The following is a 10,679-nucleotide window of genomic DNA, read 5'->3' as shown; positions in this document are numbered from 1 at the left end:
CGGTCCGGGTGGGGGACGGGCGGGCGGCGCGGACGGGCGGTGCGCGGCAAGATCGGGCGGGTGCGGGCCGAGCGGGCGAACCGGGCGGCGGAGGCCGAGCGAGGCGGTTAGCGCAGTGACCGCCAAGGTGCACCTGGGTTCGTTGATCTGCGGCGTGTTGCCCTAACTCGGGCGCCATAAGGGCAACACGCCGCAGATCAACGTCGGGAGGGGGCGTCGGTGCGCCGATGAGCGCCGCGCTCGGCCTGGGCTCGGGCGCGTGTGCTGGCTGCCCCGTGCGGCGTTGTCGGGGCGAGTGGAAGTGGGGCGGTCACGTCGTGGACGGGCCTTTGGAACTCGGCGGCTAGTCCATGACGGGGGCTACGGCGCGGACGGTGTCGATCGTGTCGGCCTCGGCGGCGGACTTGTCGGGGCGGTAGCGCAGGACGCGCGCGAAGCGGAGCGCGATGCCGCCGGGGTAGCGGGTGCTGTGCTGGACGCCGTCGAAGGCGATCTCTACGACGAGTTCGGGACGGACGTGCACCGTCCAGTCGTCCTCGCGGACGGCGAGGTCGCGCAGGGTGCGGGTCTGCCAGGCGAGGAGTTCGTCGGTGAGGCCCTTGAAGGTCTTGCCGAGCATGACGAACCCGCCGGACTCGGGGTCGCGGGCGCCGAGGTGCAGGTTCGACAGCAGCCCGCTGCGGCGGCCGTGCCCCCACTCGACGGCGAGGACGACGAGGTCGAGGGTGTGGCGGGGCTTGACCTTGATCCATCCGGCGCCGCGGCGGCCCGCCGTGTACGGGGTGTCGAGGGACTTGACGACGACGCCCTCGTGCCCGCGTGCGACGGCCTCGTCGAACATCGCCTTCGCGGCGGCCGGGTCGGCGGTGACGAGCCGGGGCATCCGCAGGTGTTCGGGGACGATCCGGGCGAGGGCCGCGTTGCGTTCGGCGCCGGGCGCGTCGAGGAGGTCGGCGCCGTCCAGGTGCAGGACGTCGAACAGGTACAGGGTCAGCGGGACGGGTTCGGCGTCCTTCGCGGTGCGGGTGGCGGTGCGCGCGCCCGTCACCTGGAAGGGGTGCGGGCGCCCGTCCGGGCGGAGCGCGATCAGCTCGCCGTCGAGCACCGCGTCGCGGACGGGCAGTTCCCGGACGGCCGCGACGACCTCGGGCAGCCGTTCGGTGATCTCGTCGAGCGTGCGGGTGAAGACGCGCACGTCGCCGCCGGACACGTGCACCTGCGCGCGGACGCCGTCCAGCTTCCATTCGACGGCGGCTTCGCCGTCGAGCTTGCCGAACGCGTCCTCGATGGAGGGGGCCGCCGCGGCGAGCATCGGCTTCACCGGGCGTCCGACCTCCAGGGTGAACGCCCGCAGCCCGGCGGCGCCGTCGGCCAGCGCGGCGGTCGCGACGGGGCCGAGCGAGCCGCGCAGCATGAACGCCCGCCGGACGTCGGCGGGCGGGACGTCGCGGCGGCCGCGATCGCCTCGGCCATCAGGCCGTCCAGCGCGCCCTGCCGCAGTTCCCCGGCGAGCAGCCGGACGAGGAAGTCCTGCTCGCCGCGCGTGGCGCGGCCCAGCAGGCCCGCCACGAGTTCCTTGCGGCGGGCGACCGACCCCTTGCCGGACACGGCGCCGATCTCGGTGAACGTCGCGTCGACCTCCGCGACGGTCAGCGCCGGGACGTCCGCGGGCGGCGGCGCGTCGCGCAGCGCCGCGTACCCCACGCCGATCTGCCGCTGCGGCAGTTCGCCGGACAGGTACGCCACGACGATCGGCGCCTCCGGCGCGCCCGCCTCGCCCAGGCACGCGGCCAGCGCCGCCACCTTGGCCTTGCGTCCGGAGGTCTCGGCGACGACCGCCGACGTCCGGGCGACCTCGGTGATCCGCACGTCTTCCAGTGTGACCGACGGGTCTGACAAAAGGATCGTCCGGGGGACCTGGTCAGGGCGGGCGTCCCTGACTACGTTGACGAGCGTGGGGCGATCGGGTGCGGGCGCGGGTGCGGCGAGCCGGGAGGGCGCGGGCCTTCCGCGGCCGCCCGAGCCGTTCGAGCGGGTGTATTCGGCGCCGGATCCGCCTCCGGCCGGCCGCCGGTTCAGGCTGCTCGCGCTGCTGGAGGCGGTGGTGGTGCTGGGCGCCGCGGGCGGCGCGGCGCTGATCCTGCGGTCGGCGGACGGGACGGGCGCGGCGCGCCCCGGACGGCCGCGCCGACGTCGCCGGTGGCGGCCCCGACGTCGTCCGTCCCGTCCCCGGCGGAGGCGGCGCCGATCGCGGCGCTGCCCGAACCGTGCGGGACGGTGACGGCCGAGACCGTCCGGCGGACGATCCCGGGCGCGCGGCAGCGCGACAACGCGAACTCCACGCTCACCACGTGCACCTACGATTCGACCGGCCCGCCGTTCCGCTGGCTGCGGGTGGAGGCGCACCTGTACGCGCCCGAGAACACGGCGACGCCGGTGGAGGACGCGCGGCGGTACTTCGACGCGCAGTGGCGGCAGGCCCACGAGGCGCCGCTCTTCCGGACGTTCACGCTCGAACGGCGGTCGGGGCTCGGGGACGAGGCGTACCGCTGGTTCAAACGCGACGAGGGGCAGCCGACGGTCGTCGGGGAGGTGGCCGTGCGGACCCGGAACGCGGTGATCACGGTCAGTTACAGCGAGCGCGGCGAAGGGACCGACCGCGAAGCGGAGTGCCTCGCCGTCGCGACCACCGTGGCGCGAGAAGTTCTCACGTCTCTACAATTCTGACCTGAATCGGCCGATCATGGCATATTTACTGTCAGTACCTTCTAGGCTGTGGGGTTAAGGGGAGGGAGTACGCCGGTCGGGTCCCCAGTCCGTTAACGCGGTCGGCGTGCTTGCGGAGGCTTCGGGGAGGAGGAGGTCGACGACGTGACCGGGCCATCGGACGGAGTGTCCTGGGTGAGGTGAACGCCCAGGTCGGCGACATGATCTCGTCGACGGGCCGCGGAGTGGACCACGCTCCGCGGCCCTTTTCGTTGTCGGGGGCGTTCCATTGAACGTGATTAGAGTGCCATTCGGTAATGTCCCGCTCGACATCAAGATAAATGGCGTCTCAACGAGAACAGGTTACAGATGTAACGATTCTCGCTCGTTCCCGCACGCCGCGTGCACGGCCGTCCAGGAACCCGACCTCGTCGAAGAACGAGGTGCCGTTGCTGACGCCCGCCGCAGCGTCGCCCGCCGGTGGTCGCTCTGCGCCAGTCTGTAGGCCGCCGCCGTACCGGCCGGCCTTCGCGACGACCCGCTTCGGCTCCTCCCGGGCGTACTTGATGTGCCGACCGTCCCGAACGGGCACGTAGGCGGACGCACGCCCCGATCCTTAGGCGCTCGTGCAGCTCAGGACGGGGCGGCATGGAGAAGGGAAGCGGGCCGGGGGTGCGTGCAGGCGACCTGGCTCGGATGAGGCCCCGTCCCTGAGGACGGGGCCCCTGAGGGCCGCCGGTGGGTTACCGGGGGGCGGGGATGCGGGCCAGGAGGCGGGTCGCTCCCGGGGAGATCCGGGAGAGGGCGTGCAGGAGGTGGCCCTCGAAGTTGACCGGGACGACGGCGCGGTTCTTGATGATCGCGTCGACGACGCGTTCGGCGACCTTCTCCGGGGGGTAGTTGCGGAGCCGCACGGCCTTCTGGCCGCGTTCGGCGAGGCGGGCGCGGTCGGCGGCGTCGCCGCCGACGAAGGTGGCGTTCTTGGCGATGTTGGTGTTGGCGAAGCCGGGGCAGACGGCGGTGACGCCGATGCGGTGGCCGGCGAGTTCGGCGCGCAGGCTCTGGCTGAGCATGAGGACGGCCGACTTCGTGGTGCAGTACGCGGGCATGGACCGCCAGGGCGCGAACGCGGCGGCGGACGCGATGTTGACGATGTGGCCGCCGAGGTTCGGCTTGTCGGGCTTGTTGGGCAGGGCGGTGACGCGGTCGACCATCTGCTTGCCGAACAGGCGCGAGCCGTGCACGACGCCCCAGAGGTTGACGCCGAGGATGCGCTCCCAGTCGTCCGGGCCGGTGTCCATGAACGGGCCGGTGATGGCGATGCCCGCGTTGTTGACGACGATGTCGGGGACGCGGTGGGCTTCCTTGACCTCGGCGGCGAACGCCTCCATCGCGGCCCGGTCGGCGACGTCGACCTCGTAGGACGCGCCGCCGGGGCCGAGCGTCTTGGCGAGTGCGATCGTGCGTTCGGCGGCCGGCAGGTCGATATCGGCGGCGATCACCGTCGAGCCCTGCTCGGCCAGGGCGAGTGCGATGGCCCGGCCGAATCCGCTGCCTGCTCCGGTGACGACGGTGAGTGCGCCGTCGAACTGCGCGAGGGGCATGCCTACCTCCGTGAACAATGTCCCGACGAGTGCGTCCAAAGGTACTCAGCCGGAGGACGCCTCCGCGATGACGGCGTCGACCTCGGCCCTGCGCTCGGTCTCCTCGGCGGCGAACCGCTCGCCGTCGAGCCGCTCGGCGATCTCCTCGTCCTGGTTCATGAGGGCGTCGAGGTCGGCCTTCGACATGTCGAGAACGCCCATGTCGTCGTAGGTTTCGCGGATACGGTCGCTCCACAGGCCGATGTCCTTGACGCACGGGACGATACGGCTGAACAGCAGGCTCTGGAACATCCGCATGTACGGAGAGTTCTCTACCATCTCGTCGACCTCCGACACCGGGACGCCGAAGTTCTCCCAGATCTCGCGGCCCCGGATCCGGTCGCGCATGAGGTGGCAGCCCTCGATGACGAACTCCTCGCGTTCGCGGAGTTCGGCGGGGGACAGCTGCTTGTAGTAGTCGCGGAGGGCGAGCCGTCCGAACGCGACGTGCCGCGCCTCGTCCTGCATGACGTAGGCGAGGAGCTGCTTGGGGAGCGGCTTGGTGGTGACGTCGCGCATGACGCCGAACGCGGCGAGCGCGAGGCCCTCGATGAGCACCTGCATGCCGAGGTAGGGCATGTCCCAGCGGGAGTCGGAGAGGGTCTCGTCGAGGAGTTCCTGCAGTTTGGTGTTGATGGGGTAGACGAGGCCGATCTTCTCCTGGAGGAACTTCGAGAAGAGTTCGACGTGGCGGGCCTCGTCCATCGTCTGGGTGGCGGAGTAGAACTTGGCGTCCAGGTCCGGGACGGACTCGACGATCCGGGCGGCGGTGACCATCGCGCCCTGCTCGCCGTGCACGAACTGGGAGAACTGCCAGGACGCCGAGTGCCGCCGGAGCTCGCCGAGGTCCTTCTCCGAGAACTTGTCCCAGTACTTCGTGCCGTAGATGGCGAGGGACTGGTCGGGGACGCCGAGGACGTCGTGCGGGTCGACCTCGATGTCCCAGTCGATGCGCTTCTCGGAGTCCCACTGCTTGTCCTTGCCCTTCTGGTACAGGGCGAGGAGGCGGTCGCGGCCGTCGTCGTACTCCCAGGTGAACCGGGCGTCGCCGGTCATGGGGACGTCCCAGGTGGACGTGTCGACGGGCGCGGTGTAGAGATCATGGGTCGACATGGCGTTCTCCCCCTAGAGGACGCAACGTACGCTGTACGTCTTACGTACAATGTACGTACCGTGACACGGCCCACCGGGGCTGTCAACGCAGAAGGGACGGGCGGCGATCGTGACCCCCGACACACCGGAGGCCGACGCCTCGGAGCGCCGCCCCGCCCTCACCCGGGACCGGATCGTCCGCGCGGCCGTCGGGCTCATCGAGCGGGAGGGCGCGGACGCGCTGTCGATGCGGCGCGTCGCGTCCGAGCTCGACGTCGCCGTGATGTCGCTCTACAACCACGTGCCGAACAAGGGCGCGCTGCTGGAGGGCGTCGCCGAGCACGTGGTGTCCGGGATGGAGTTGCAGGACGACCCGTCCGCCTCCTGGCAGGACCGTGCGCGCGCGCTCGTGCGGGCCTTCCGGACGGTCGCGCGCGAGCAGCCGCGCTGCATGACGATCGTCATGACCCGCAAGTTCGACACCCTGAGCGGCCTCCGGCCCGCGGAGCGCGCCCTGGAACTGGCCGAGGCCGCCGGGTTCGACGGCGTGACGGCCGTCCGGATCATGCGGGCGCTGATGGCGTACGCGCTCGGCGCGCAGTTGCGCGAGATCGGCTTCGGCAAGTGGCTCCACCACCTCGACACGAGCCCGGCCGCCGACTTCGCCAGACTGGACGCCGCCGAGTTCCCGCACGTCATCGCGTTCGCGTCCGAGCTCGCCGAGCACGACCCGGAGGCCGACTTCGAGTTCGGCCTCGACCTGCTGATCGGCGCGCTGGAGGCCCTGCCCCGCGACGCGTCCGCCCCCGGTCAGCCGGCCGACAGATAGGTGCCGAGCCCGCTCCAGCAGAAGTCGGTCATGTAGCGCGCCGCGTCCTCGGCGGACACCTCGGGACGGCCGGTCTGCCACTGCGCGAGCCGCTCGGACGCGCCCATGATGATCTGCGTGTAGGCGTCGATGACGTCGGCGGGGGCGTCCGGGACGAACGTGGTGAGGACGCCCGCGATCAGCCCGCTCTGCTGCGCGCGCGCGTCGTCCAGCGCCTTCATGGTCTCCGGCGGGCCGATCGGCTCGCGCAGGATCATGGCGAACGAGGCGCTGTGCGACTCGACGAACCCGAAGTAGGCGACCATGCCGCGCCACAGGATGTCGGCGGGGTCGGTCGCCTGCGCCATGGCCTTCTGCGTGACGTCGAGGAGTTCGGCCTTGGAGCGGCGCATGCAGGCCAGCAGCAGGCCGTCCTTGGAGCCGAAGTGCTCGTAGAGCATCGGCTTGGAGACGCCGCAGCGCTCGGCGACCTCGTCCATCGAGGTGGCCTGGTAGCCGCGTTCGCCGAACACCTGCTCCGCGACGTCCAGCATCTGCCGCCGGCGCTCGTCCCGGGACATCCGGCGTCGGCGGGGTGTGGCGGCACTCACAGGGAAATCCTATCTGTTGGACCTACCGTCAGTAACCTACCCCGGGTAACTTACCCGGAGTAGGTAACGGGAGAGGACGGTTATGAGCGAGCGCGCACCGGCGATCGTCATCATCGGCTCCGGATTCGCGGGGCTGGGCATGGCGATCGGTCTCAAGAAGGCCGGATTCCACGATTTCGTCATCCTGGAGAAGAGCGAGGCCCTCGGCGGGACGTGGCACGACAACACCTATCCCGGGTGCGCCTGCGACGTCCCGTCCCACATGTACTCGTTCTCCTTCGAGCTCAACCCCGGCTGGTCGCGGATGTTCGCGCCGCAGCCGGAGATCCGCTCGTACATGGAGCGGACGGCCGACAAGTACCGGGTGCGCGAGCACATCAGGTTCGGCGCGGCCGTCGAGAGCATGGAGTACGACGACGCGGCCAAGCGCTGGAACGTGACGCTCGCGGGCGGGACCGTCCTGACGCCGAAGGCGATCGTGTCCGGCATCGGCGCCCTGCACATCCCGGCGTTCCCGGAGCTGCCGGGCATCGAGCGGTTCCAGGGCACGACGTTCCACTCCGCCGAGTGGAACCACGACTACGACCTCACCGGCAAGCGCGTCGCCGTCATCGGGACGGGCGCGTCGGCGATCCAGTTCGTCCCGCAGATCGCGAAGCGGGTCGAGCACCTCGCGCTGTTCCAGCGGACGCCGCCGTGGATCCAGCCGAAGCCCGACCGGTCGTTCCCGGCGCCCGTCCGCGCGGCGTTCGAGAAGGTGCCGGGCGCGGCGCGCGCGTTCCGCGACGGGATCTACTGGACGCTCGAAGCCCGCGCCGTCGGATTCACCCTCGACCCGCGGCTGTCGGGCCCGATGGAGTGGCTCGCCCGCCGGCACATCCGGCGGCAGATCGCCGACCCGGAACTGCGCGCGAAGGTGACGCCCGACTACACGGTCGGCTGCAAGCGCGTCCTGCTGTCCAACGACTACTATCCCGCGCTGACGCGGCCGAACGTGGACGTCGAGACGTCCGGCGTCGCCGAGGTGCGCGAGCACTCGATCGTCACCGCGGACGGCCGCGAGTACGAGGTCGACTGCATCATCTACGGCACCGGCTTCAAGGTGACCGACGCGCTCACCGAGCTGCGCGTGACCGGCCGCGACGGCGTCAAGCTCCAGGAGCTGTGGGCGGACGGCATCGAGGCGCACCGCGGCACGACGATCCCGGGCCTGCCGAACTTCTTCATGCTGCTCGGCCCGAACACCGGGCTCGGCCACAACTCGGTCGTCTTCATGATCGAGGTGCAGATCCAGCACGTGCTGAGCTGCCTGCGGCTCGTCCAGGAGAGCGGCGCCGACGCCATCGAGCCGAAGCCGCAGGCGGCGCGCCGGTTCAACGACAAGATGCACAAGCGGCTGCGCAAGGCCGTGTGGAGCGAGGGCGGCTGCCAGAGCTGGTACCTCGACGACAAGGGCGTCAACCGGACGCTCTGGCCGGGCGCCACGTTCGAGTTCTGGGCGGGCAGCCGCAAGGCGAAGCCGGAGGAGTACACGCTCCGTCCGTGACGCGGCGCCGCGGGCCGGGGCGGCGGGGGCGGCTCCGGCCCCCGCCCGTCCGGTCATTTCTCCGGGGCGAACATCGGCCGGTACCCGGCGATGAGCTGCCGGATCACCGGCCGCTGCTGGGCCGGCGACCGGCCGCGCAGGCCGTGGATCGGGTCCAGGCCGTCGTAGTAGGGGGCCAGCGCGAGGAACGGCAGGAGCGCGAGGATCGTCGTCGCGAGGACTTCGAGGTCGGCGTCCGCGCGGATCTGCCCCTTCTCCTGCCACAGCTGCAGCGTCGGGTGTATGACCTGCAGATAGTGCTGGTTGGCGGTGTCGCGCACCACGCGCGGACGCTGTTGTCGAGCTCGAAGTTCGTGGCCGCGGTGACGCCCCGTTCGAGCGGGTGCGCCTCCATGTACTCCGACCAGTCGCACATGACGTCGAAGAGCCACTCGTCGAACTGCTGGTCGAAGTCGATCCGCGCCATCCGCACTTCCATCTCCTCGCGGACGCGCCGGGACGCCTCGTCGCAGACGAACGCGAAGAACTCCAGCTTGTCGTTGAAGTACTGGAACAGCGAGCCCTTGGCGATGCCGGCCTCGCGTGCGATGGTGTTGAGGCTGCCGGTCGAGTACCCGTGCTCCCCGAACTCCTTCATCGCCACTTCAAGCACACGTGCGCGCTTGGCGACGTTCAGGCGGAACCAGGTTGACGTCGGCATGAACCTCTTCGACTTTCCGTCAGGGAGCGGTAACCCGAAGGTCAGGATAACGGTCCCGCGCGTCCCATGTGACCCGAACGTCCCCGACTTTGGGACGTTTCCGCCGCTCCACCCCCATCTTCGCGGTAGTTCGGCTAGGTTCGCCGGACATGTGCGTATCGATGGCCGAGGCCGAATTCTCCGGGACGACCCTGTACGCCGGCCGCACCCGGCACCCGCTGCACGGCCCGATCGAGGTGCTCGGATACGAGAACACCGCGCTGAACCTCGCGGACGGGCCGAACGCGATGCTCCTGCACCTGCCCGCCCGCGCGATGACGCCCGACCGGTTCGTCTCCGTCGGACGGCGCGGCGGGCGCGTCCTCGCGGCGATGGTGGACGCCGTCCGGCCGCTGTCGCGGAGCGCGGGCGCCATGACCATGGACTGGATGTCGTCCGACGATCCCGTCCAGGTGTTCGAGCACGACGTCTACACCGTCCTGCTGGCCGACGACCCGACGCTGATCCCCGCCGCGCTGACCCGCGTCCCGTACCGCAAGCGGCCCCGCCTCGACCCGGCGCTCATGGAGTTCTACGCCGACCACTACCCGCACCACTCGATCGCGGTCTGCTGCTTCGACAACGCCGACGCGCGCCGCGCGAAGCCGCTGCTGCTGTGGTACGAGCCGCTCGACCCTGACGTCCTGGTCGCTCCGGCGCTGGACGCCCACACCGGCGGTCCGCCGTCCGCGGGCGAGCCTGTCGCGACCGACCACTGGGTGATCTTCGGTACGGACGCGGCCCCCGAAGGCTGGGGCGAGCCGGTGCGGTACCCGCACGACCTGCGGGAAAAGGTCCGCGCCTTCCTCCCGGAAACCGTCATGGGAGCCCATTTCGCCCAGGAGATGCCGAACGGCGATTTCGCGATCGCCCACGACGACCTCCTCGCGGGCCACCTGAACCGAATGGAACGCCTGGCCCCGTCCCGCTGACCCCGTCCCGCTGACCCGGGTGCCCGGCCCGTCCGGCCGCGCCCGACCGAGCGGTTCGAGCGCCGTCCGTCCGGCTGCCCGCCGGTTCGGGGCCTGCCGATTTGGACGGGTCGCTCTTCCGGACGGCCCTTGCCGCGGGGGACGGCCGGGCCGGTCGCGGGCTTCGCGGGGCGTGGGGCGGTGGCCGGATCCGGCGGGGCCGGTGGGGTGTGCGGGCGGTGTCGGGAGGGGAGTGACGAGCGTGTTCGTACGCGCATACTGACAATGCGTCAGGAGAATTCACCCACCGCAGTGAGCAAACGTGCGCCGGGAGTTCGCCGCTCTTGTCCGGTCCATTCACACCGTGCTTGGATTCGTTTCAGACAATTGTACTGATCGTCACTAGGCGGGGGAGGCGGACAGGTGCGTTCACGTTCGACCGGCGGTGTTCTGCTCGCGGGGGTGGGCGCGGCGGCCGTCCTCTCGGTTTCGGGGGCGGCCCCGGCGACGGCGGAGCCGACGCCGAGCACCTCGCCGTCCGACACGACGCCGTCGCCGTCCGACACCCCCACGCCGACGCCCATGCCGACGACGCCGACCGGCCCACCCCCACCCCGACGCCC

12 protein-coding genes are annotated in these 10,679 nt (G+C 70.9%); 6 read left to right on the top strand and 6 right to left on the bottom strand.

Features of this window, described 5'->3' with window-relative positions; translation table 11 throughout:
- Nucleotides 1–343 precede the first annotated feature (343 nt).
- Complete coding sequence (locus BJF79_RS21345; RefSeq protein ID WP_262402366.1) at nt 344–1,414, bottom strand: ATP-dependent DNA ligase; 1,071 nt, start codon at nt 1,412–1,414, stop codon at nt 344–346.
- Complete coding sequence (locus BJF79_RS60945) at nt 1,318–1,869, bottom strand: hypothetical protein (RefSeq protein WP_262402365.1); 552 nt, start codon at nt 1,867–1,869, stop codon at nt 1,318–1,320. The genes BJF79_RS21345 and BJF79_RS60945 overlap by 97 nt, the downstream gene beginning before the upstream one ends.
- A gap of 85 nt (nt 1,870–1,954) precedes the next feature.
- Here BJF79_RS60945 and BJF79_RS53555 point away from each other — a divergent pair, with 85 nt between their 5' ends.
- Both BJF79_RS53555 and BJF79_RS21340 read left to right on the top strand, forming a co-directional pair.
- Nucleotides 1,955–2,281 (top strand): hypothetical protein, encoded by a 327-nt coding sequence (locus BJF79_RS53555; RefSeq protein ID WP_143220072.1) that lies wholly within the window; start codon nt 1,955–1,957, stop codon nt 2,279–2,281.
- On the top strand, nt 2,278–2,727 hold the full coding sequence (locus tag BJF79_RS21340; protein ID WP_262402364.1) for a hypothetical protein: 450 nt from the start codon (nt 2,278–2,280) through the stop codon (nt 2,725–2,727). The genes BJF79_RS53555 and BJF79_RS21340 overlap by 4 nt, the downstream gene beginning before the upstream one ends.
- 722 nt (nt 2,728–3,449) lie before the next feature.
- Here BJF79_RS21340 and BJF79_RS21335 read toward each other — a convergent pair.
- The gene (locus BJF79_RS21335; protein WP_075899905.1) at nt 3,450–4,310 is read right to left on the bottom strand and encodes an SDR family NAD(P)-dependent oxidoreductase; all 861 of its coding nucleotides are present in this window, start codon (nt 4,308–4,310) and stop codon (nt 3,450–3,452) included.
- A gap of 45 nt (nt 4,311–4,355) precedes the next feature.
- Entirely contained in the window at nt 4,356–5,462 is a 1,107-nt protein-coding gene (locus tag BJF79_RS21330; protein ID WP_075899903.1) for a ferritin-like domain-containing protein, read from the bottom strand.
- A 109-nt stretch (nt 5,463–5,571) separates the two neighbouring features.
- On the opposite strand from BJF79_RS21330, the gene BJF79_RS21325 reads away from it, so the two are divergent.
- Complete coding sequence (locus BJF79_RS21325) at nt 5,572–6,270, top strand: TetR/AcrR family transcriptional regulator (protein WP_075899901.1); 699 nt, start codon at nt 5,572–5,574, stop codon at nt 6,268–6,270.
- Here BJF79_RS21325 and BJF79_RS21320 read toward each other — a convergent pair.
- Nucleotides 6,252–6,860 (bottom strand): TetR/AcrR family transcriptional regulator, encoded by a 609-nt coding sequence (locus BJF79_RS21320; RefSeq protein WP_262402363.1) that lies wholly within the window; start codon nt 6,858–6,860, stop codon nt 6,252–6,254. The two genes, BJF79_RS21325 and BJF79_RS21320, sit on opposite strands and share 19 nt — an antisense overlap.
- A gap of 82 nt (nt 6,861–6,942) precedes the next feature.
- On the opposite strand from BJF79_RS21320, the gene BJF79_RS21315 reads away from it, so the two are divergent.
- Nucleotides 6,943–8,406: a flavin-containing monooxygenase gene (locus BJF79_RS21315; protein ID WP_075899897.1), complete on the top strand. Its 1,464-nt coding sequence runs from the start codon at nt 6,943–6,945 to the stop codon at nt 8,404–8,406.
- A gap of 103 nt (nt 8,407–8,509) precedes the next feature.
- Here BJF79_RS21315 and BJF79_RS21310 read toward each other — a convergent pair whose 3' ends face one another.
- Nucleotides 8,510–9,106 (bottom strand): TetR/AcrR family transcriptional regulator, encoded by a 597-nt coding sequence (locus BJF79_RS21310; protein WP_262402362.1) that lies wholly within the window; start codon nt 9,104–9,106, stop codon nt 8,510–8,512.
- A gap of 161 nt (nt 9,107–9,267) precedes the next feature.
- Between BJF79_RS21310 and BJF79_RS21305 the strand changes: the two genes are divergently transcribed.
- Complete coding sequence (locus BJF79_RS21305; protein WP_262402361.1) at nt 9,268–10,077, top strand: hypothetical protein; 810 nt, start codon at nt 9,268–9,270, stop codon at nt 10,075–10,077.
- Between the two features lie 402 nt (nt 10,078–10,479).
- The coding region (locus BJF79_RS60940) for a hypothetical protein (protein WP_262402360.1) at nt 10,480–10,679 on the top strand (200 nt) is incomplete at its 3' end.

The sequence above is a fragment of the Actinomadura sp. CNU-125 genome (assembly GCF_001942465.1).
Taxonomy (GTDB): domain Bacteria; phylum Actinomycetota; class Actinomycetes; order Streptosporangiales; family Streptosporangiaceae; genus Spirillospora.
The sequence above is the reverse complement of the archived record's forward strand: the minus strand, read 5'-3'. Positions and strand labels throughout refer to the sequence as shown.

What these genes read in the sequence shown, in the direction of transcription:
- BJF79_RS21345 (WP_262402366.1), bottom strand. Translation starts at nt 1,414, where the DNA reads ATGCTGCGCGGCTCGCTCGGCCCCGTCGCGACCGCCGCGCTGGCCGAC.
- BJF79_RS21330 (WP_075899903.1), bottom strand. Translation starts at nt 5,462, where the DNA reads ATGTCGACCCATGATCTCTACACCGCGCCCGTCGACACGTCCACCTGG.
- BJF79_RS21315 (WP_075899897.1), top strand. Translation starts at nt 6,943, where the DNA reads ATGAGCGAGCGCGCACCGGCGATCGTCATCATCGGCTCCGGATTCGCG.
- BJF79_RS21335 (WP_075899905.1), bottom strand. Translation starts at nt 4,310, where the DNA reads ATGCCCCTCGCGCAGTTCGACGGCGCACTCACCGTCGTCACCGGAGCA.
- BJF79_RS21310 (WP_262402362.1), bottom strand. Translation starts at nt 9,106, where the DNA reads ATGCCGACGTCAACCTGGTTCCGCCTGAACGTCGCCAAGCGCGCACGT.
- BJF79_RS21305 (WP_262402361.1), top strand. Translation starts at nt 9,268, where the DNA reads ATGGCCGAGGCCGAATTCTCCGGGACGACCCTGTACGCCGGCCGCACC.